Source organism: Arthrobacter sp. J156, assembly GCF_056172865.1.
Map to the genome: position 1 here is coordinate 2,682,204 of NZ_CM149650.1, position 20,637 is coordinate 2,702,840.

Consider the following 20,637-nt stretch of genomic DNA (forward strand, 5'->3'; position numbering starts at 1 on the left):
CCCTCCGCCACGCCGCCGTGCCAGACTGGCCCCATGCCTGAGCCGACGCCGAAGCCCCGGGACGCCCTCGACTGGAACGGCGTGCTCGCCGAGCAGCTGGAGTGGCACTGGAACCACCACTTGCGCCGCCGCTTCGAGGGCCTGACCGACGAGGAGTACCTCTGGGAGCCCGTCCGCGGTTGCTGGAGCGTGCGCCCGCGGGGAACGCACGGGCCGGAGGCCGACGGCGCCGTGCAGCTCGGCGCGGGGCCGTTCGTCCTGGACTACGCGGACCCCGAGCCGGTTCCCGCGCCCGTGACGACGATCGCCTGGCGGATCGCCCACCTCGTGGTCGGGGTCTTCGGCCAGCGCAACGCCTCCCACTTCGGCGGTCCCGCCATGGATTACGCGGGGCACCGCTACGCCGGCACGGCGGCGGAAGCGCTCGATCAACTCGAGGAGGCGCATGCGCGGTGGAGGGACGGGGTCGCAGCTCTCGGCGCCGAGGGGCTGCTGCGGCGGTGCGGCCCCGCCGAGGGCCCCTACGCCGAGGCGTCGCTCGCCGAGCTCGTGGTGCACATCAATCGCGAGGCCATCCACCACGGCGCCGAGATCTGCCTCCTGCGGGATCTCTACGCCCATACCGGACACCACGGGGCCAGGTGACGGCGGATCCGGGCCGAAGAGATGCCGAATGCCGCATGCGGAATATAACGGTGCCCTCCAGCGGTGGTCACCCCTTGGGGACCGGCGGCCCGATCATCAGCAGCACGGCGGTGATGCCCGCGACGGCGGCGAGGCCGATCACGAGCGCCGCGGCCGGGTAGCGCAGGCACAGGGCCTGGATCCCCTCGACGGGACCGCGCGGCGCGTCGCCGCCCGGTGCCAGGCGCCACCCGCCGTCGAGTAGCCCCCGCCGCACCACCGCGCGCTCGAACGGCACGGTGCAGAAGGGGACCACGGCCGAGGCCAGCCCCAGCAGCCCGAGACCAAAGCCCCAGCGCTGGTTGACCCAGACGAAGACCGTCACGATGCAGTACGCGATGAACACCACGCCGTGGACCAGGCCGAACACGGGCACAAACGCGTCGGAGGTGCCGGAGTACTTCAGCACCATGCCCGTGATGAGCAGCGCCCACGTGACCATCTCGGCGAGGGCGAGCGCCCCGTAGAGGCGCTTCGGGGAGGGGAGGCGGGTCGCGGGAGGGGCCGCGGCGGTGTTCTGGTGCATGTCGTCCTTTCGTCCGGGTTCCAGCATGTCACGACCGCGTGGCCGCCCGCTCCGGACGGTGCTATCCTCTGGCACGGAACCACCTGTTCCACCGGACGAGGGAGCCGTACCCGGAGCGCGACAAGACGGCCGTCGAAGGGAACGGTGTGTCATGGCCTGGTTGATCCTGGTGGCCTCGGGGCTGCTCGAGGCGGTCTGGGCGGTATCGCTCGGGAAGTCTGAGGGCTTCACCAAGCCCGCGCCCACGATCCTGTTCGGGGTGGCGCTCGTGCTCAGCATGGGAGGACTCGCCTACGCGATGCGGGAGATCTCCACGGGAACGGCCTACGCGGTGTGGGTCGGCATCGGCGCCTCGCTCACGGTCGCCTACGGGATGGCGTTCGGCGCGGAGTCGGTGAGCTGGCTCAAGATCCTGCTCATCACGGTCCTGATCGGCTGCGTCGTGGGGCTCAAGTTCGTCGAGTAGCCCCGGCGTCCCGCTGCCCGGGATCTTCCTCCCCCCGCGGCGTCAGCGCCAGCGCGTCGTCATGAAGAAGCCGGCCATCGCGATGCCGAAGCCGATCACGATGTTCCAGCCTCCGGCCACGACGATCGGCAGCAGGCCCTGGGAGATGTAGTAGGTCACGATCCACAGCAGGCCCAGGATCATGAGGCCGAACATCACCGGCTTGTACCAGGCGGGCAGCGGCGCGTGGCCGGCCTCCAGGTTGGCCCGGTCCTTGCTGCGGCGGACCTTGCGGCGCGTCCTTGACTCTGGCACTGCGTCTCCTGACCCCGGCGGGCGGACCTGTCCGCGGTTCCGGCCCCCGGGCGCTATCGTGGCTAGTGGACCCCGTGGGCATCCGCCCGGCGGGGGTTCCGATGGTGCCTTAATACTAGCGGGTGCCGGCAGGAGATCGTGGGCGGCGGGACGGTTCCCGCCGCGGGGTGCAAGGAGTCCCAGTGGACAGTACGACGCCGGTGCGCGCCGCGCGGTCCCGCCGCGCCCCGGGCGCGGGGCGGCGGACGCCCCGCGTCACGTTCACGGGAGTCCTCGGCGAGCTGCTCATCACGGCCGGGCTCGTGTTGCTGCTGTTCGTGGCCTGGGAGCTGTGGTGGACGAACCTCGAGGCCGACCGCCGGCAGGACACCGTGGCCGAGCAGCTCCTGCGCGGCTTCGACGACGTCCGCGTCCCCGGCCTCCCGGCCGGCGAACGGCTCGATCCGGCGGCCGAGGCGGCCAGGGACCGGGCCGAGTTCGGCGACCCGCCCATCGCCGTCCTGCCGCACGCGGGGGCGACGTTCGGCGTGATGTACGTCCCGCGCTTCGGCGCGGACTACGCGCGGCCGGTGACGGACGGCGTCGGACCCGAGGTGCTGGACCACTTGGGGATCGGCCGCTACCCGCAGACCCAGATGCCGGGCGAGCTCGGCAACTTCGGCGTCGCCGCGCACCGGCAGACCCACGGGCAGGTCTTCTGGGACATCGACAAGCTCACCGACGGTGACCGGCTCTACGTGCAGACGGCCGAGGGCTTCTACCAGTACGCCTACCGGAGCACGGAGATCGTCCACCCCAGCCAGGGCGAGGTGCTCCTGCCCGTGCCGCACCAACCGGGCGTCGAACCGACGACCTCGCTGCTGACGCTCACGAGTTGCGATCCGCCCTTCACGACGAGGATGCGGATCATCGCCTACGCGGAGCTCGAGTCCTTCCGTCCCGCGGCCACGGGACCGCAGCAGGCCATCGCCGATGTCGTCGAGAGCACCCGGGGGGACTAGCCGTGTACGCGTGGATGTTCAGCAAGCTGCCGGGCCCGCTGTGGGTGCGGATACTTATTTCCCTCCTGGTGATCGCCGCCGCCATACTGGTGCTGATGGAGTACGTCTTCCCGTGGGCCAGCCAGTTCAGCCCGTGGACCGAATCAACGATTGGCTTGGTGCTGCAGTCATGACCGCCCGGATCCTCGTGATCGACAACTACGACAGCTTCGTCTACACGCTGGTCGGCTACCTGCAGGAGCTCGGCGCGGAGACCACCGTGGTCCGCAACGACGACGTCAGCCTCGAGGAGGCGATCGAGCTCGCGTCCGTGCGCGACGGCGTGCTGGTCTCGCCCGGTCCGGGCAATCCGGCCGAGGCCGGCGTCTGCATCGACGTCATTCGCTGGTGCGGGAACGCCGGCAAGCCGATGCTCGGCGTCTGCCTCGGCCACCAGGCGCTCGCAGAGGCCTATGGCGGCACCGTGACGCACGCCGAGGAGCTCATGCACGGCAAGACCTCGCTCATCCACCACGGCGGCCACCCCGTCTTCCACGACGTGGCCAATCCGTTCACGGCCACCCGCTACCACTCGCTCGCCGCCGTGCGGGACACCGTCCCCGACGAACTGGAGATCATCGCGGAGACGGAAGGCGGGGTCGTCATGGGGCTCGCCCACCGCGACGCCCCGCTGTGGGGCGTGCAGTTCCACCCCGAGTCCGTGTTGACCGAGGGCGGCTACCAGATGCTCGGGAACTGGCTCGAGTCGCTCGGGGTCTCCGGCGCGGCCCAGCGCGCGGCCACGCTCAGCCCGCTCATCCAGGACTAGCACCGCCCGGGGGTGGTCAGCCCTCGTCCTCGTCCCCGTTGTCCTCGCCGTCCGCCGGTGGCTCCGTGCTCGGCGGCGGGCTGGATTCGTCGGCGGGCGGGCTCGACTCCCCGGGCGGATCGCTCGGGGCGGCCGGGGCCTTGGCCACGTCGATCGTGATGACGCCGTTCTGGTCCACGAGCTCGCCCGGCCGCGGGCTCTGATTGGTCACGAAGCCCGGATCGACGACGGAGTTCTCGACCTCGTTGACGACGAGCTGGAGGCCCGTGAGCGCCTCGTCCTCGAGCATCTGCCGGGCCTTCTCCTCCGTCATCCCGTCCGCCGAGAGGTTGGGGACGGTGACCTTGCCGCTCGAGAGGATCAGCTGCACGGTCGAGCCGACCTTGACCTGCTCGCCGATCGCCGGGTTGGTGCCGAGCACGTCCCGGGCCGGGACGCTCGGATGCTCCTTCTGGACCGTCTGGGGATCGACGACGAGCTTGAGCTGCTCGAGCGCGCTGCGCGCCGCGCTCTCCGAGAGCCCCTCGAGGCTCTCCGGGATCAGGACGTTCTCCGGCCCCTGCGAGAGCACCAGGACGACCTCGGACTGCACGCGCACGGATTCGCCCGCGCCCGGCGTGGTCCGGATGGCCTCGCCGTCCGGGACGTCGTCGCTGAACTCGCGCTCGATTCCTCCCAGCCGGAGGTTCGCCGCAAGGATCTCGTTCTGCGCCTGCGTCTCGGACATCCCGGAGACCTCCGGGACGGGAACGGTCGCGTTGCGGGCCTGCTCGGCCTGCGACCAGGACCAGAGGAACCAGGCTCCGGCGGCGACCACGAGGACCGCCAGCACGGTGAAGACGGTGATCCAGGCGCGCCGCCGCGAGCGTTCGTAGCGTTCCCGCTCGAGCTCGGCGGCGCGGGAGGCGGCGTCGTGCCCGTCGTCGTCGGAGAAGAGGAGCCCGCCCGCCGTGTCGGGGGATCCGGCGTCGTCCGCGGCCTCCGACGCCTCGGAGGAGTGCGCCGCGGCGACCGCTGCGAAGGAGCTCGTCGACGCGTCCTCGCCCGGGCCGACGAGGCCCGTCAGCGCCGCGGTGGGATCCGGAGGGAGGGCGTTGAGCGCCTGTGTGGAGACGGCGGCGACGGAGAGCGCCTGGGTCGCGTCGCCGAGGTCGTCCGGGAGCCCACGCCCGGCGAGGGCGGCCTCGAGGGCGTGGGCGAACGCGTCGGCGTCCTGGTAGCGCTCGTCGCGGTCCTTGCGCAGCGCCGTCGCGAGGACCTCGTCGAGCTGTCGGAAGACCTCGGGGTTGAGCCCGCTCGCGGTCGGGGCCTCCTCGCTGACGTGCTGGTAGGCCACGGAGACCGGGCTGTCGCCCGTAAAGGGCGGCCGGCCCGTGAGCAGCTCGAAGAGCAGGCAGCCGGCCGAGTAGAGGTCGCTGCGGGCATCCACCGTCTCCCCGCGCGCCTGCTCGGGGGACAGGTACTGGGCGGTGCCCACGACGGCCTGGGTCTGGGTCATGGTGGCGGCCGAGTCGGCGAGGGCGCGGGCGATCCCGAAGTCCATGACCTTGACCTCGTCGTCCCCCGTCACCATGACGTTCGCCGGCTTGATGTCCCGGTGGACGATCCCCTTGCGGTGGCTGTAGGCCAGGGCGGCGAGCACGCCGCGGGCGTAGCGGACGGAGGACTCGAGAGTGAGCTCGCCGGTCTTGATCAGCTCGCGCAGCGTCCGGCCCTCGACGAACTCCATGACGATGTACGGGACGCGCACCTCGTGCTGCTCGTCGGCCCCGAGCTCCTCCTCGCCCGTGTCGTACACCGCGACGACGGCGGGGTGGTTGAGCCCGGCGACGGCCTGCGCCTCGCGGCGGAAGCGCGCCTGGAACATCGGGTCCCGGGCCAGGTCGCGGCGCAGCAGCTTGATGGCGACGTCGCGGCCGAGCCGGATGTCCCGGCCCCGGTGCACGTCGGCCATGCCGCCGCGGCCGATGAGCTCGCCGACGTCGTAGCGTCCGTTGATGATGCGCGTCTGGGTCACGTTCCTCCTCCGCCGCTGCCTAGCCGTTGTCCGACGGCGGCGAGCTGGCTTCCCCGCTCGGATCCGGCGAGGGGCTGGTCGGCGGGGCGCTCGTCGTGGACGGGCCCGTCGAGAGCACGTAGACGACCTCGGATCCCGGGGTGGCCGGCGTGCCGCCCGAGGGGTTCGTGGAGACGACCGTGCCGACCGGCTGGTCGTTGGCCACCGAGCCGCCCGAGACCGGCGTCAGGCCGGCGGCCGAGATCGCGGCGCGGGCCGCCTCCTCGCTCTGGCCGACGAGCCCGCTCGGCACGTCGACGTCCTGCTCTTCCGGCGGGACGGCGTAGACCAGGTTGACCGTGGCGCCCTCGGCGAGGCTCCCCGTGGGGTCGATGTCGATGACGGTGTTCTCCGGCTGCGCCTCGGTCTCCCGCGGCCGGTCGGTCACGTTGAATCCGAGGCCCTCGAGGCGGGCGCGGGCGTCCTCGAGCTGCAGGCCCAGGTATTCGTTGCGGTTCACGGTCACGGTCGCCGGGGCAGGGGTGGTCGGCGACGGCGAGTCCGAGGTCGGGCTGGCCGACGTGCTCGTCGCCGAGGTGGTCGCGGCGGAGCTCGTCGGGCTCGCGCTCGTCGGGCTCGCGCTCGTCGGCGGCGGGCTCGTTTCCTCCCCGGCACCCGTGAGCAGCGGGACGAGCCACGTGCCGAGGACGGCGAAGAGCACCAGGACGATCAGGGCGATGAGCGGCCACGTCCACGGGCTCCGCTTCGGCGCCGCGGGTGCCGGTTCCGCGTCCACCGCGGCCTCGTCGTCGTCCGGGTTCCAGGTGCGGCTCGCGCCGAGGACCGAGTCGAAGTCGTCGGCCGCTCGCTGCTGCCCCGTGGCCGCGCCCGCCGCCGCACCGGCGGCCGCGGCCGTGGCGGCGGATCCGACGGCGGGCAGGGCGCTCGTGCTCGGCGCGGCCGGCTCGTTCACGGTCGTCGGGTGGGCCTGCGTCGCGGTGTCCCCGGCGGGGATCGCGGCGGTCGCGGAGGTGTCCGCGGCGAAGAGCAGCATGCCGGGAACCGCCGCCTGGGCGGCCTTGACGTTGCCGGCACGGAGGGCGTCAGCGGCCTCGGCGAGCCGGGTCGCGTCGGCGGGACGGTCCGCCGGGGACTTCGCGAGCATCGACATCAGCAGCGCCCGCACGGGGGCCGGGAGGGAATCGGGCAGTGGCGGCGGGGCGTCGTTGACCTGGGCGAGGGCGATCGCGATCTGCGACTCGCCCGAGAACGGCCGTCGGCCGGCGAGGCACTCGTAGCCGATGACGCCGAGCGAGTAGATGTCGCTCGCCCCCGTGGCCTGCTGTCCCGTGGCCTGCTCCGGCGCCAGGTACTGCGCCGTGCCCATGACCTGGCCGGTCGCGGTCAGCGGCACCTGGTTGGCGATCCGGGCGATGCCGAAGTCGGTGATCTTCACGCGGCCGTCGGGCATGATCAGCAGGTTGCCCGGCTTGACGTCGCGGTGCACGAGGCCCTGCGCGTGCGCGGCGGCGAGCGCCCGGGCGGTCTGGCCGATGATGGACAGCGTCCGGTCCGGGCTCAGGACCTTCTCGCGCTCGATGATCGAGGACAGCGGCTGGCCCGGGACGAGCTCCATCACGAGGTAGGCGGAGCCGGACTCCTCGCCGTAGTCGAAGACGTTCGCGATCCCGTTGTGGTTCAGCAGCGCCGTGTGGCGGGCCTCGGCCCGGAAGCGCTGGAGGAAGCCGGGGTCCCCGGTGTATTCCTCCTTGAGGATCTTGATGGCCACGGTCCGTCCCAGGATCTGGTCCTGGGCCTTCCAGACCTCACCCATGCCGCCGATGGCAATGCGGTCGGTCAGCTTGAACCGTCCGCCCAGGGTGATACCCGATGTTGGCCTCACTTGTTGAACACCGCCTCTAGGATCTTCTTCAGGTTGGGACTGGTCAGCGTGTGGCCGGTCGCGTAATCGATCTTCTCTACAACAATTGTGACGGCGACCTGGGGGTCGTCCGCGGGCGCGAAGCCGGTGATCCACGAATTGACGCGGTCCGTGCCGTCGCCGAGCTCCGCCGTTCCCGTCTTCGCGGCGATGTCGAGCCCGGGGATGGCGGCCGAGGCGGCCGTGCCGCCGTCGAGCGGGCCGCGCATGAGCTCGGTGACCTGTTCGGCGACCTCCGGGGTCGTGGCCGTGCTGAACTCCTCCGGCTGCGTCTCCTCCAGGACCCGCAGGTCCGGCGCGACGACCTTGCGGACCAGGTTCGGCTTCATGATCACGCCGTCGTTGGCGATGCCCATGGCGACCATGTTCATCTGCAGCGGGCTCGCCTTGACGTCGAACTGCCCGATCGAGGACTGCGCAAGCTGCGCCGCGGTCAGCTCCGAGGGGAACACCGAGGGGGCCACGCGCGTCGGGAAGTCGATCTGCTGGCCGAAGCCGAAGCGCTCGGTGACGTCCCGCAGCGCGTCCTCGCCGACCGTCCGGGAGATCTCCACGAACGGCGTGTTGCAGCTCTGGGCCATGATGAAGTCGAGCTGCGCTTGCGGCCGCTGGGTGCAGATGCCCTCGCCGAAGTTGCTGATCTCCGCGGTGGTCCCCGGGAGCTGGACGCTCGCCGGGTTCTCGAAGACCGTGTCGAGGTCGAACTCCCCGGACTCGAGCGCGGCGACGACGTCGAGGATCTTGAAGGTCGATCCGGGGGAGATCAGGTGGCCCGTGGCGGGGTTGATGTAGGGGCTCAGGCCGGGCGTCTCGAGCAGCTCGGCCATGTTGGCGGAGGCCTGGGACGTGCTGTGCACGGCGAGCTTGTTGGTGTCGTATCCCGGCTTGGAGACCATGGCCAGGATGTCGCCGGTGCGCGGATCGGAGACGATCGCGGTGGACTGGACGCCGTCGGGGAGGATGTCGTAGACCTGCTGCTGCAGCTCGCCGTCGATCGTCAGCTCCACCGAGGCGCCCTCGTTGCTGGCCCCGGAGACGAGGTTCACGAGGCGCGTGAAGAACTGGCTGTCGCTCTGGCCCGTGAGCTCGGGGTTCTTGGCCGACTCGAGGTGCGTGGAGCCGTAGGCGAGCGAGTAGAAGCCCGTGAGGTGGGAGTACTGCAGCGGCGTGTTGTAGCGCCGCTGGTGCTCGAACTGGCCGTCGGAGCGCACCGACTCGGCCACGGGCTCGCCGTCCACGAGGATCGCGCCGCGGGCCAGGTCGAAGTCGCGGTAGAGCTGGCGGTTGTTCAGCGGGTTCGCGTTGAGCTCGGCGGCGGCGAAGAACTGGATGTAGCTCAAGGCGCCCATGACGGCCAGGAAGAGCACCATCACGCCGATCCAGACGTTGCGGATGGCCTGGTTCATGCCGTGCCTCCTTCGGCGTCGCGGGTCCCGGGCGCGGCCCGCTTCGGGGTCCGGCCGGCCGGGCGGCCCCGCCGCCCGCCGCCCTCGCCGGAGGGCGCCGTCGTGGCCACCTCGAGGTCGGTCAGCGGTCCGACGGCGGCCGGGCGGCGCGCGTTGTTGGACACGAGCAGGAGCAGGGCCACGATGATCCAGTTGGACAGGAGGGAGGAGCCGCCCGCGGCGACGAACGGCGTGGTCAGGCCCGTGAGCGGGATGAGCCGCGTGATGCCACCCATGACCACGAAGCACTGCAGGCCGATCGTGAAGGACAAGCCGGCCGCGAGGAGCTTCCCGAACGCGTCGCGCGTGCCCAGGGCGGCGCGGATGCCGCGGCTGACGAGCAGGACGTAGAGCAGGATGATCGCCGTGATGCCGATGAGCCCGAGCTCCTCGCCGAGGGCGGCGACGATCATGTCCGAGTTGGCATAGGGCACCAGGTCGGGGCGCCCCCCGCCGATCCCGCTGCCGAACAGGCCGCCGTTGGCCAGCCCGAAGAGCCCCTGGACGATCTGCCCGCTGCCGCCCTGCCGGTTGATCACCTCGGGATCGAAGGCGTTGACCCAGGCGTCGATGCGGCGCGTGACGTGGCCCATGAAGCGGGCGGCCAGGACGCCGCCGACGGCGACCATGCCGAGCCCGATCACGATCCAGCTGATCCGCGCGGTGGCGACGTAGATCATGACCATGAAGAGCCCGAAGAACAGGATCGAGGAGCCCAGGTCGCGCTGGAAGACGAGCACGCCGATGCTGATGAGCCACGCCACGACCATGGGCCCCAGGTCCCGGGCGCGCGGCAGCTGCAGCGGCCCGAACTTGCGCCCCGCGAGCAGGATCAGGTCGCGGTTGTTGGAGAGGTATCCGGCGAAGAAGATCGAGAGCGTGATCTTGGCCAGCTCGCCCGGCTGGAAGGACAGCGGTCCCATGCGCACCCAGATCCGGGCGCCGTTGATCTCGGCCCCGAGCCCGGGGACGAGCGGCAGCAGCAGGAGCACGCCGCTGGCCAGGAGGAAGATGTAGGTCGCCCGCCGCAGCACGCGGTGGTCGCGCAGGGCCCACAGCGTGATGATCGCGGCCGCCATGGCCACCCCGGTCCACAGCAGCTGCCGCGTGGCCGCCGAGTCGCCCGTCGTGAGATCGAGCCGGTGGATCATGGCGATCCCGATCCCGTTCAGCGCCACGACGCACGGCAGGATGATGGGGTCGGCGTACTTCGCCCAGATCCGCAGGACGATGTGCACGGCGAGGGCGAGTCCGGCGAGGACGGCGCCCTGCTGGACGAAGTCGGGATCCGGGCCCGCCGGGTTCGTGGCGCTGGCCAGGTAGTTGGCCCCGACGGCCACGCCGAGCGCGAGCACCAGGAGCCACAGCTCCGTGTTGCGCCGGGAGACCGGGGCGGTCTGCACGTCGGTCATGGGGACACCTCGCTGCAGTAGGACGGCGGGACGGTGGGCGAGATGCCGCTTCCCGGCTCGGCGGGAACCACCACGGGACAGTTCTGCCGGGCGGTGGTGAGCAGCTCGGTGACGATGTCCTGGGCGTGTTCGAGGTCCCGCGCGGGCAGCGAGGACTTGATCCGCTGCTGGGTGTAGGCGGGGAGGGCCTCGAGCGGGATGTCGGTGGTCTGGTCCAGCCGCGAGAGCCTGATCGGCCCCAGGTCCTGCGAGACGCCGTTGAAGATCGCGACGCGGCCGGCGTTGTTGCCGACGTAGTACTGGGTCTGCGTCCACGCGTAGCCGAACCACAGCACGGTGGCCAGGATCAGGCCCATGAGCCCGAGGAAGGCGGGGATCAGCCAGGGGCGGGACGGGGCCTTCGCCTGGAAGGTGGACTCGGCCTCCGGGCCGGACTGCCCGGCGGGCACGGCGGCCTTGTGGGTCAGGATGGCCGCGGCGCGCTTCTCCGCGGAGCGGGTCGTCACCATGGGGATGTGCCCGGTCTGCGTCGCGAGCAGGGCCGAGCCGACGAGGACGTGGGGCCGGTGGGAGAGCTCGTGGCGGATCACGGCGGCGCTCGCCTCGACGTCGCCCTCCCGGGCTATCTGGAGGATCCCCGTGTCCGGGGCCGCCTCGGTCGCGGTGGCCTGCCCCGCGCCGCCGGTGGAGGAGAACGACGCCGGTGCGGCACCGTCGTCGTCCTCGTCCGCGACCTCGATGACCACGACGGTGACGTTATCGGGGGCGCCGTTGGCGAGGGTGACGGCGACGAGGTCGTCGGCCGTCTCCTGGAGGGATGCGGTCCCGCGCACGATCTGCTCGGTGATGGCGTCCGGGACGACGGCGTTGAGGCCGTCGGAGCACAAGAGCCAGCGCTCGCCCGGGGTGACGGGGTACTGCGCGATGTCCAGCTCGGGACTCGCGTCCGAGTCGCCGAGGACCCGCATGAGCACGTTCTTGTGCGGGTGGTGCTCGGCCTCCTCGGGGCGCAGGCGGCCCTCGTCGACGAGGCGCTGGACGAACGTGTGGTCGCGGCTGATCTGCTCGAACTCGCCGTTCTTGAGCCGGTAGGCGCGGGAATCGCCGATGTGCGCGTACTGGAAGACGCCGCCCGTGAGCAGCAGCGCCGTGACGGTCGTGCCCATGCCGGAGAGCTTCGGGTTGGCGCTCACGAGCTCGTTGAGGATCGAGTTCGCCGTCTGGATCTCATCCGGCAGCACCGTCTCGATGTCCTGCGTGGTCTCCTGGTCCAGGTGCACCAGATCCAGCACCGTGGACGCCGAGGCGACGTCCCCGCCGACATGGCCGCCCATGCCGTCGGCGACGACGGCAAGGTAGCGCCCGGCGTAGGCGGAGTCCTGGTTGTTGGACCGGATCCTGCCCACGTCGGTCGCGGCGGCGAACCGGAGGGTGAGGGCCATGCTACGGCCTCAGCTCCATGACCGTCTTCCCGATCCGGATCTTCTGGCCGAGCTCCACGGGCTGGGCGCGGGTGAGCTGGGAATCGCCGAGGAACGTGCCGTTGGTGGAGCCCAGGTCCTCGATGAACCAGCGGCTGCCCTGCGGGAAGAGGCGGGCGTGGCGGCCCGAGGCGTAGTCGTCCTCGAGCACGAGGGTGGCCTCCTGGGCGCGGCCGAGCAGGATGGGGCTCGCCGCGAGCTCGAGGCTCGTCCCCGTGAGCGGTCCCTCCAGGACCTCGAGGCTGCGGGCCTGCTGGCGCGGCGGCTGCTCGGGCTCGGCGCGGGGTGCGACCCCGGCGGCGGGCGCCGCGGAGGCCGTCCCCGTCCCGGTGCGGGCGCGTTTGCCGATGATGAGATCGCGCCGTAGCGCGGCCACGATGCTCAGGATCAGGATCCACAACAGGATCAGGAAGCCCAGGCGCAGGGCCGTCAGGACGAGTTCGGTCACGGGCGGCCTCCGGAACGTTGGGGGAGCAGCCGGAAGGTGATGCGGGTGCGGCCCATCGCGATGACCGAGCCGTCGAAGAGCTCCTCGCGGCCGTCCACCTTCTGGCCGTTGACGTAGCTGCCGTTGGTCGAGCCGAGGTCCACGGCCCACGCGCGGCCGCGCTCGCTGCGGATCTCCAGGTGGCGGCGCGAGACGCCCGGGTCCTCCACGGGGATGTCCGCGTCGGAGGAGCGCCCCAGGACCACGGAATCGGAGTTCAGGGCGTAGCGCTGACCGCCCAGGTCCAGCACGGGCTGCAGGCGGGCTGGCTGCCGTTCCGGAGCGGCGGGCGGGGCGGGACGCGAGGGGGCGGAGTCCTTGGCGATCGAGGTCTCCACGGCGACGTCGCCCGGGCGGGCGTCGGCGTCCTTGGAGAAGGACACGCGCACGGCGCCCTGCAGGGTGTAGCGCTGGCTCTTGGCGTGCTCGATCGCGACGTCGCACAGCTCCTCGGCGAGGGCGGGGCCCCACTGCCGCGCCTTGGCGTAGTCGGAGGCGCCGAGCTTGACCTCGAAGACGTTGGGGGCGAGCGTGCGCCCCTGCGAGAGGGAGAGCGTGTTGCGGTCCATCTGGTTGCGCAGCCGGCTCGCGATCTCCACGGGCTGCACGCCGGAGGATCCGGAACCGCGGAAGACGCTGGTGACCAGCTTCTCCAGGCCGCGCTCGACGTTGTCCACCAAGCCCATGGCGCTGCTCCTCTCGGGTCCGATCTTCCGTTCCGTGTGGCCTCCCGTGGCGCGGCCGGGCCGCGGGGCGGGCTGGCCCGTGCTTGTTCGATACTACTGGTCTTGCCCCGGGTTGGGTTCGAGCCGGGTGCAATCGCCTCCAATTCGAAACGTCCCGCCGGCGTCCCGGGTTCCCCGCGTGGCCCGGATCACGGGCCGGAGCCGATTAGGAGGATCGCGCCCCTGGTGCTTATGATTGATCTCGCTGTTCTACGGGAAGCCGGAGAATCACGCACTGCGCGAGTGGCGGAATTGGCAGACGCGCTGGCTTCAGGTGCCAGTGCCCGCAAGGGCGTGGGGGTTCAAGTCCCCCCTCGCGCACGAACAGAAAATGGCCTCTGACCTGGGGTTTAGATCCCCGGGTTGGGGGTCATTTTCGTGCCATGTGCTGAGATATGTGCTAAGCCCCACCGAGATGGGCCGCGAAGCGGTCTGCTGCGGCTTTCTGCATCGTCGGGGTGACATGGCTGTAGATGTTCATCGTGGTTGTGATGGTGGAGTGCCCCAGGCGCTCCTGTACTACCTTGGGATGCTCGCCAAGCTCCAGCAGGAGTGTGGCGTGCGTGTGGCGCAGCCCCTTGATCGTCACGCGGGGCAGCGTCGGGTGTGCCTTGGCGAGCCAGTTCATGCGGCGATCCCAGCGGCTCGTCATGGCGTCGGGTGAGCGCAGCTTGCCCTCGTCGTCACCGAACACATACGCATCGGCTTTCGCCAAATCGAACGACACTTCGGCGCGGGCGACCTTGTAGGAGGCGAGCACTTTGAGGGTCGCGGCGTCCACGTCGATCACGCGGGCGGTGCCCGTTTTCGTGGTCTTGGTGGTCGTCCAGTCCTCGGTGTTCACCGCTCGCCGGATGCTGATGCGCCCGGTCTTGGTGTTGATGTCGTTCCATCTGAGCGCGAGAGCTTCGGAGCGTCGCATCCCGGTGTAGGCGATCAGTCGCCACAGTGGGAACAGTTCGTCTTGCAGTTCCTTCTCGTTCCAAGTGAGGAACGTCTGTAGCTGCTCGCCCGTCCAGGTCACGATTTCCGGTTTCTGCGCTCGAACCTGTGACGACTTCGGGGCGTTCACGGTGCGCTTCTTCTTTGCCGGGTTGACTTGGATCAGCCCATCGTCGATTGCGGCGTCGAGGATCGCGCCGAGGACGACGTGCACCTTGTGGATGCTGTTGGCCGAGAGTGGTTTGCCTTTGCCGTACGCGTCCTTGCGCCCGCTCTTTTCCAACTCCCGGTAGTGGGAGCCGATGCGGGTGGCGGTGAGCTTGTCGATCCTGATGCGACCCAGGTCGGGGGTGATGTGGTTACGGATGATCTTCCGATACCCCTTGATCGTGGAATCGGCCAGCCGCAAGCTCGACATCCAATGCTCGGCGTACACACCGACCGTGGGGGTCTTGCCCTGGAACTTCTCGTTCCTCGCTTTCTTTCGTAGCGCCTCGGTGAGCGCGGCCTGTGCTTCTTCGAGGTCGGTGAACCCGCCACGGGTGAGCCGCTTCTCGCCCAGCTCGGGCTTCTCCGGGTCGATCAGCACATAGATTTGGAACTTCCACCGTCGCCCCTTGCGGGTCTGGTAGTCGCCCAGCGATCCCTGATGCCGCGACCGGGAACGTCGCTGCTGCTTCTGCTTCACCCCCTCAACGCTGCTCGGTGCCGCCTCGTCCGGCGGCGGGTGACTGGCTGGTGCCATAGACCTTGCTCCTTTCTCTCGTGGTGGTTCGTTACTCGAACGCGAGTGAGGCGTTCGGGTCGAGTTGCAACAGCCTGCCGGTGGCGTGTTCCTCGCGGGCGGTCTGCACGTCGTAGCGTTCCTGGTACACCTCGCGCGGAGTGATACCAACCTGGCCGCGGTCGTACTTGGCGAGTATTTCCTCGGCCCAGTGCGCCGAGTTGATCGCTTGGAAGCGTTGCTCTTTCCAGTAGCGCACCAAGTCCTCGGTGGTGAGCTTCACGGCGCCTGCGACCCATGCCTGTATCTCTTCGGGTAGGAACGACTCGGGCACCCCGGTCAGCGTGACCGCCTCAGCAAGCGGGGTAAGAAGAGCTGCGGGTGTGGTGCGGAGGATGTAGGCGAGGGCGGTGAGGTCGTCCACGTCCACGCGCCGGTCGCCGTTCTCGATCTTGCTGATCCCCGACGGGGCGAGCTTTCGGCCCGCCTCGGTCATCAGCCGGGCGGCGGTGCGCACGTCCATGCCGATGGCCTGGCGTGCGGTGCGGAGGTTCTGGGCGACGTGCTCGTGCGTGATCCCGGCGGGGTTTCCCCGCACTCGTTCTGTTTCCATACTAGGAACGTACATGCCCGCTCTTGACTCGTCAAGCACCATACTGTACTTTATTGGGAACTCAGGACTCTTGATTAGGGACGGCAGGCAGGGCGATGAGAGACATATCGGTGACATTGGACGACTTACGGGCCTCCCGTAACGCGGTCATTACACGGGCGGAGGCTGCGGCGGCGCTCGGGGTCGATCCCCGCACGATCACGGCGAGCATCGAGAACGGGTCGATCCCGTCCGTGAAGCTCGGCAGGCGGGTCGTGATTCCACGAGAGAAGTTCCTGCGCATCTTCGACGGCGACGACGCACACTCCACGGTTCCCGGCACCCCCGCGCGGTGAACAGGGCTGGTGGTGCCGATTCGGCACTCCCGTGCTGGTCGTCCGGCGCTTTGTCGGACGTGCCGCGTAGACTGAACTCACGAAGCCGACCACAAGGAGGCACCCCATTATGGCGACGAAGACTCGCGTATCCGAGGCGCACGTTCAGTGCGTGCTCACTGAGGTGCAGGCCGGGCAGCAGACCGCCGGTGAGCAGATGACCCCCGAGGGGCTGGAGCTTCTGGCCCGCCAGGTGCGCGGCGAGATCACCGTGGACGAGGCTGTCGAAGTGATCGCCGCCCGTACCCGCGCACGCCTGGCCGCTCGCACCGCCTGAACCGCTCGGCGTCGCGATGCCTGATCGGTACACCTATCCGGGCAGCGATGTTCTGGTCAACACGTTCGGCATCACCGACTACGACGACTGGAAAGATGCTGAGGCCGACTTCATCGGTGCCCGCATGGGTGCGCTACGCGAGCACCCCGTCGCTGGTGGCTACGATCTGCCGCACTTGCAAGCGATCCACGCCTACCTGACGCAAGATATGTACTCCTGGGGTGGCGAGATTCGCGCCACCGACACCCATCCCGGCGGCACCGGCATTGCGCATTGCCGCCCGCAGTTCATCGTTCCCGAGACGGAGCGCGTGTTTGGTGCGCTCGCCCAGCGCGACTACCTGCGCGACCTGGACGTGGATGCGTTCTCGGATGGGCTGGCGTGGGTGTGGGGTGAGACGACGGCGATCCATCCGTTCCGTGACGTGAACACGCGCAGTCAGCATGTCTTCTTCAACCAGCTCGCCCGCGATGCCGGGTGGGTGATCGACTGGTCGCAGATCCCCGGCGACGTGTTCGCCCATGCCCGCACCCTCGCCATCGTGGAAGATCACTCCGGGCTTGACGCGCTGATCCGCCCGAACCTCGTCACCGTCGAAGACGCCGCACGCTCCGACCGGCTCACGGCGAGCCTGGACGGGCACGCACAGGGCTTCACCACTCGCCGGTCGGTGCGCGACCCGGAGACGTTGGATCGCGCGCTCGACGCCGCCCGGCAGCGCCGCTGGAACCTCCAGCCGCCTGAGGCGTTCGGTGGCGCGTCGCCCTGTGATCCGCGCAGCGGCCCCTCGCTCGGCCTATAAGCCCAGGCTCGGGCCGTCACGCCGTGGCTCTGTGCTCGGGTGGTTCTGCTCGACCGTGCCGCGCAGTCGCCGCGCGCGGTCAGCGGCAAGCTGCCGGACCTGCTCTGCCGCTGCACGCTTCACTTCGACCAGTGCGGCGGCTTGCTCGGGCGGCAGGGCGCGCAATTCCTCGGCATCGCGCCGCGCCACCGCCGCCTGTGCGTGCACGTTGCGGGCTTCGCGGTCGGGGCGGATGAACCGTGCTCGTATCGGGTCACGACGCACCCGTTCGACCCCCAACTCTCGCGCGAGCAGCGTGAGGCGTTCGCGGTTGTGCTGGTCTTTGAGCGCCGCCCGCCCAGACTGCGCATCCGCGAGGCGGCGGTCAGCGTCGATCACTCGCGGGTCGTTCTCGGCACGCCGCTCGGCAGCGGTGGTGGCCCACTCGGTGAGGCCGTCACCGTGGCGCGGTAGTACACCCCAGGCGTCGCGCACCTGCTCGCGTGCCGTGTGGGTGCGCTCGGTCGCGGCCTGGTACTCCTGTCGCGCTCGGCGTCGTCCGAACCTGCCCGACGTGGCGAGCCGTTCCGATGTGGTGCTCTCGGCGGTGACGGCTGTGAGGTAGGTTTCGCCGTCCTCGACGGCCTGCGGCACCAACTCCGCGACGACCTCGGCGCGGGCTTGGGCTGTGTGAGTCTCGGCGGCGCGGATCATCTCGGCGCTTTGCTCGTCCTCCGCCTGGTGGTTGGCCTGCTGCTGGTCGAGCCGCTCCGCGATCTGCTCCCACTTCTCGGCCGTTCGCTCGGCGCGCTCAGCGTCACGCAGGAGTCGGACAACCTCGTCGTTGACGAGCTTCACCGGGCCGTCAGCGACGAGGCCGCGCACTGCTTCGGCCGCGCGTTCGGTCGCGTCGGCGAGTCCTCGGTCTGCGCGGTCGCGTTCGATCGCCTCGATGAACTGCGCTCGGGCGTCGGCCATGCTTTCCGCGACGACGTGCAGGGTGTTCTCGTTTCGGCCGCGGGTCATGCCAACATAGACGGTCGCGCCGCCCATCTGCTCGGTGAGGACGGTGTGTGAGGCGGGCACGGTAACGCCCTGCACCCCATAGGCGGTCGCGGCATAGGAGAGGTGGGTGTGCTCGCGCACATACTCGGCGGGCAGGCGGATTGAGTGTTCGCGTTTGCGGTCGCTGTGCGCGTCACGCACCCAGAGCGACCCATCCTGCTCGACTCGTTGGACGATCCACGGTTGCCGGTTCGCCACGCCCAGGTCGGCGCGGTTCTGCCGGGTCTGGATCAGATCACCGCGCCCGATGCTGAGGCTGTCGCTGCCGGTGGTCGTGGTGGTGTCGTCGACGATGCCCGCGCGGGTGCGTTCGTCTCGGATGCGATCATTCAGCCGGGCCGCCTCGTCATTCGATGCGACGGTGACGGCGTCGCCGTCGTGTCTGCTGGTGGCGAGGTCTTCGCGCAGTTCGTCGGCATCGGTGTGGAGCCGGATCAGCCCGAGCTTGCGCAGCCGGTCGAACACCTCGCCGGGGTTGCGACGGTCGCGCATCTGCACGGTGGCCTCGGCGTAGGCGGGGTTGGTGAAGCGGTGTACCTCATCCATGTCGAACGTGCGGCCCCTGAGTTGTGCGGCCATGTCGAGCACGCCGCCCCTGCCGACTGCGGGCAGTTGCGCGCGGTCGCCGACGAGCGCGAGGGTTGCGCCCGTCTCGGCTGTGACGGTGAACAGGGCGAGTGTGGTGTCTTGGTCGAGCATCCCGGCCTCGTCCACGACGATCCGCTCGCCACGGCGCAACTGCGCGTCTCGGGGTGGGCCGGTGTAGGTTCCGCCAGTCATCGGATCGGTGTCGCCTGGGGCGAGGCGTGTCCATACGCCGTCCTGGTTCCAGCGCCATCCGTACGCGTAGACGAGGGCGGCGACGCTTTCGGCGGGCACGCCAAGTTCTTGGTGCGCGACCTCGGCGGCACGCTTGGTCGGCGCAACCACCCGCACCCTGCCGCCGCGCTGCTCAGCGGCGCGGATCGCGGTGGCGAGCATCGTGGTCTTGCCCGCGCCTGCGGCGCCCTCCACGATCACCAACGGATCAGTCGAGGCGACCGCTGCGGCCGCGACGAGCTGGCCAGGGTCAAGCTGCTGCCCGAGTGCGGCCGCGTGCTCGCGCACGTCGCCGTGTTTCGGCTCGCGGTCGGGTGTTCGGGCGGTGATGAGGTCGCGCAGTTCCGTCTCTACCTGCACCACCCGCAAACTCGTGAGGTGCGCGACATGCTCCGGGGTAGCGGTGTCAGGCGGCAGGATCGAGAAGCAATCCTCGAGCGCGAGCGTCGTTGCAACGGTCACCAGTTCGCGCAACTCCTGCGGGGTGGCACGCACGCCCGCCTCGGTGATGATGCGGGTGGCGTGTTCCTGCACGGTGTGGCGAGTCCATGCCGACTCTGCTGCGGCGCAACGATCCAGCGCACGCGATGCGATCCGCTGCACCGAGACTTCATCCGGTGATACCGGCACACGCGCCGGCATGCGGGCCAGGTGTTCGGGGTCGTAGCCGACCTCGCGGAGCTCGGTCAGCCAGGCTTCCTCTTCCCGCAAGGTCGTGGGCTTCTTCGCGGGGCGCTCATACGCCCACGCCTGCGCTGTCAGCCGAGATGAGACGACCGGCCCCATCGTCTCGCCCGGATGCGCCGTCTCCCACTCGGCTTCGAGCCGTTCCAGGTTCTTCCGCACCTGCTCGCCGCGCTTCGACATGAGCGCGTTGAACGGTTCGAGTTCGGTGACTTCGCCAGTCACCGGGTCGAGGAGGAGGCCGTGACGGTCGAGCACTTCTGCGAGTTCGGGGCTGGCGGCGATCACGGCAGTACCGAGGGCGCGGATCGCGCCTTGCTGCCGGAACGTCGCCGCCGTGTCGAGCGCCCGCCACTTGCCCGCCGCCCAGACACGGGCGCCGATCTGCATGTGGATATGCCGGTGAGGATCACCGGCCCGGCTCGTCCGGTGCGTGATGCCGACCACCTGCATGTGCTCAATAGGTACGACCTCCTGCTTGCCGCGCGGGCCGACACGAGTCACGGAGTACTGGGCGAGCCACCGCTGAATCTCCGCCAGGGCGTCCTGCTGTGCTGCGTCCAGCGCCTTGGATACCTCGGGATGCAAGGCGGCAGCGACGGACAGGCTCTTGGGGGTGTTGATGACCATTTCCGCGAACCGGGGCGACCCCTGCCGATCCAACCCTGCGAGGCGAGGCCTTCCCATCTGCTCGCCGGTATCGGGATTGATCCAGTCCACCCATCCCGCATACTCGTCAGCGGTCAGCACCCGACTACTCACGGCCTCGCCCGAAGCGTCGAGCACCGCGTACTGAACCCCGGTGCTGTCAGACAGGTAGTAGTCGTCAGCACGCGAGCGATCGGCCTCGACATAGCGCAGCGCATCAGCCCCGGTGCCCCGGAGCAAGATCACGCCGCCCTGCATCGCTCTCACCACCAATGTTTCTAAACTAGAAACTCTATCTATCTACCACGGTAGCATACGTTCATTCAGAAGTCAGCAGAGCGATCTTAGAATCGCACTGTGCGACACGGAAGGTTCGCGTAAGTCGGTGACGGCTTCTGGGCCGCGAGTGAACACTGCGTGAATGCAGCGCGGCGAGTAGCGCC

At 69.8% G+C, this 20,637-nt stretch carries 20 protein-coding genes, 1 tRNA gene and 1 riboswitch; of the genes, 9 read left to right on the forward strand and 12 right to left on the reverse strand.

Annotation, left to right across the window (positions count from 1 at the left end; genetic code table 11):
• Positions 1 to 33 precede the first annotated feature (33 nt).
• A complete protein-coding gene (locus AC0QR5_RS12330) occupies positions 34 to 645 on the forward strand; it encodes a DinB family protein (RefSeq protein ID WP_329861972.1) in 612 nt (203 codons plus the stop codon).
• Between the two features lie 67 nt (positions 646 to 712).
• Here the strand turns inward: AC0QR5_RS12330 and AC0QR5_RS12335 are convergent, their stop codons facing one another.
• Entirely contained in the window at positions 713 to 1,210 is a 498-nt protein-coding gene (locus tag AC0QR5_RS12335; RefSeq protein ID WP_329861971.1) for a DUF3817 domain-containing protein, read from the reverse strand.
• Positions 1,211 to 1,280: 70 nt separating this feature from the next.
• A riboswitch (guanidine-III (ykkC-III) riboswitch) is annotated at positions 1,281 to 1,344 on the forward strand.
• A gap of 17 nt (positions 1,345 to 1,361) precedes the next feature.
• On the opposite strand from AC0QR5_RS12335, the gene AC0QR5_RS12340 reads away from it, so the two are divergent.
• Complete coding sequence (locus AC0QR5_RS12340; RefSeq protein ID WP_329861970.1) at positions 1,362 to 1,676, forward strand: DMT family transporter; 315 nt, start codon at positions 1,362 to 1,364, stop codon at positions 1,674 to 1,676.
• A gap of 42 nt (positions 1,677 to 1,718) precedes the next feature.
• Here the strand turns inward: AC0QR5_RS12340 and AC0QR5_RS12345 are convergent, their stop codons facing one another.
• Positions 1,719 to 1,970: a cell division protein CrgA gene (locus tag AC0QR5_RS12345; protein WP_329861969.1), complete on the reverse strand. Its 252-nt coding sequence runs from the start codon at positions 1,968 to 1,970 to the stop codon at positions 1,719 to 1,721.
• Between the two features lie 182 nt (positions 1,971 to 2,152).
• Between AC0QR5_RS12345 and AC0QR5_RS12350 the strand changes: the two genes are divergently transcribed.
• Genes AC0QR5_RS12350 through AC0QR5_RS12360 form a run of 3 tightly spaced genes read left to right on the forward strand, consistent with a single transcriptional unit; the run spans position 2,153 to position 3,779 of the window.
• Entirely contained in the window at positions 2,153 to 2,971 is an 819-nt protein-coding gene (locus tag AC0QR5_RS12350) for a class E sortase (protein WP_329861968.1), read from the forward strand.
• Positions 2,972 to 2,985: 14 nt separating this feature from the next.
• Positions 2,986 to 3,144 carry a hypothetical protein gene (locus tag AC0QR5_RS12355; protein WP_329862021.1) on the forward strand — a complete coding sequence of 53 codons (159 nt, stop codon included), beginning with the start codon at positions 2,986 to 2,988 and terminating at the stop codon, positions 3,142 to 3,144.
• Positions 3,141 to 3,779, forward strand: coding sequence for an anthranilate synthase component II (locus tag AC0QR5_RS12360; protein ID WP_329861967.1), 639 nt, complete (start codon positions 3,141 to 3,143; stop codon positions 3,777 to 3,779). Before AC0QR5_RS12355 ends, AC0QR5_RS12360 begins: the two co-directional genes overlap by 4 nt.
• Before the next feature lie 16 nt (positions 3,780 to 3,795).
• On the opposite strand, the gene pknB is transcribed toward AC0QR5_RS12360, so the two are convergent.
• From pknB to AC0QR5_RS12395, 7 genes are read right to left on the reverse strand one after another with little or no spacing between them, the layout of a single operon-like run.
• Positions 3,796 to 5,796, reverse strand: a complete 2,001-nt coding sequence (gene pknB, locus AC0QR5_RS12365) for a Stk1 family PASTA domain-containing Ser/Thr kinase (protein WP_329861966.1) — start codon at positions 5,794 to 5,796, stop codon at positions 3,796 to 3,798.
• Positions 5,797 to 5,815: 19 nt separating this feature from the next.
• Positions 5,816 to 7,678 (reverse strand): protein kinase domain-containing protein, encoded by a 1,863-nt coding sequence (locus AC0QR5_RS12370; RefSeq protein ID WP_329861965.1) that lies wholly within the window; start codon positions 7,676 to 7,678, stop codon positions 5,816 to 5,818.
• Positions 7,675 to 9,123: a peptidoglycan D,D-transpeptidase FtsI family protein gene (locus AC0QR5_RS12375; protein ID WP_329861964.1), complete on the reverse strand. Its 1,449-nt coding sequence runs from the start codon at positions 9,121 to 9,123 to the stop codon at positions 7,675 to 7,677. The genes AC0QR5_RS12370 and AC0QR5_RS12375 overlap by 4 nt, the downstream gene beginning before the upstream one ends.
• Positions 9,120 to 10,574 (reverse strand): FtsW/RodA/SpoVE family cell cycle protein, encoded by a 1,455-nt coding sequence (locus AC0QR5_RS12380; protein WP_329861963.1) that lies wholly within the window; start codon positions 10,572 to 10,574, stop codon positions 9,120 to 9,122. The genes AC0QR5_RS12375 and AC0QR5_RS12380 overlap by 4 nt, the downstream gene beginning before the upstream one ends.
• Positions 10,571 to 12,016, reverse strand: coding sequence for a protein phosphatase 2C domain-containing protein (locus AC0QR5_RS12385; protein ID WP_329861962.1), 1,446 nt, complete (start codon positions 12,014 to 12,016; stop codon positions 10,571 to 10,573). The genes AC0QR5_RS12380 and AC0QR5_RS12385 overlap by 4 nt, the downstream gene beginning before the upstream one ends.
• A gap of 1 nt (position 12,017) precedes the next feature.
• Complete coding sequence (locus tag AC0QR5_RS12390; protein ID WP_329861961.1) at positions 12,018 to 12,503, reverse strand: FHA domain-containing protein FhaB/FipA; 486 nt, start codon at positions 12,501 to 12,503, stop codon at positions 12,018 to 12,020.
• Positions 12,500 to 13,228, reverse strand: coding sequence for a DUF3662 and FHA domain-containing protein (locus AC0QR5_RS12395; RefSeq protein ID WP_329861960.1), 729 nt, complete (start codon positions 13,226 to 13,228; stop codon positions 12,500 to 12,502). Before AC0QR5_RS12395 ends, AC0QR5_RS12390 begins: the two co-directional genes overlap by 4 nt.
• A gap of 276 nt (positions 13,229 to 13,504) precedes the next feature.
• Here AC0QR5_RS12395 and AC0QR5_RS12400 point away from each other — a divergent pair.
• A tRNA-Leu gene (locus tag AC0QR5_RS12400) sits at positions 13,505 to 13,588 on the forward strand.
• A gap of 79 nt (positions 13,589 to 13,667) precedes the next feature.
• Here AC0QR5_RS12400 and AC0QR5_RS12405 read toward each other — a convergent pair.
• Positions 13,668 to 14,954: a tyrosine-type recombinase/integrase gene (locus AC0QR5_RS12405; protein ID WP_329861959.1), complete on the reverse strand. Its 1,287-nt coding sequence runs from the start codon at positions 14,952 to 14,954 to the stop codon at positions 13,668 to 13,670.
• A 31-nt stretch (positions 14,955 to 14,985) separates the two neighbouring features.
• Positions 14,986 to 15,546, reverse strand: a complete 561-nt coding sequence (locus tag AC0QR5_RS12410; protein ID WP_069600596.1) for a helix-turn-helix domain-containing protein — start codon at positions 15,544 to 15,546, stop codon at positions 14,986 to 14,988.
• Between the two features lie 110 nt (positions 15,547 to 15,656).
• On the opposite strand from AC0QR5_RS12410, the gene AC0QR5_RS12415 reads away from it, so the two are divergent.
• From AC0QR5_RS12415 to AC0QR5_RS12425, 3 genes are all read left to right on the forward strand, one after another.
• On the forward strand, positions 15,657 to 15,881 hold the full coding sequence (locus AC0QR5_RS12415) for a helix-turn-helix domain-containing protein (RefSeq protein ID WP_240513601.1): 225 nt from the start codon (positions 15,657 to 15,659) through the stop codon (positions 15,879 to 15,881).
• A gap of 109 nt (positions 15,882 to 15,990) precedes the next feature.
• On the forward strand, positions 15,991 to 16,197 hold the full coding sequence (locus tag AC0QR5_RS12420) for a hypothetical protein (RefSeq protein ID WP_329861958.1): 207 nt from the start codon (positions 15,991 to 15,993) through the stop codon (positions 16,195 to 16,197).
• Positions 16,198 to 16,213: 16 nt separating this feature from the next.
• Entirely contained in the window at positions 16,214 to 16,999 is a 786-nt protein-coding gene (locus AC0QR5_RS12425) for a Fic/DOC family protein (protein WP_124894434.1), read from the forward strand.
• Here AC0QR5_RS12425 and mobF read toward each other — a convergent pair.
• Positions 16,994 to 20,452 carry a MobF family relaxase gene (mobF, locus tag AC0QR5_RS12430; protein ID WP_329862016.1) on the reverse strand — a complete coding sequence of 1,153 codons (3,459 nt, stop codon included), beginning with the start codon at positions 20,450 to 20,452 and terminating at the stop codon, positions 16,994 to 16,996. The two genes, AC0QR5_RS12425 and mobF, sit on opposite strands and share 6 nt — an antisense overlap.
• Between the last annotated feature and the right edge of the window lie 185 nt (positions 20,453 to 20,637).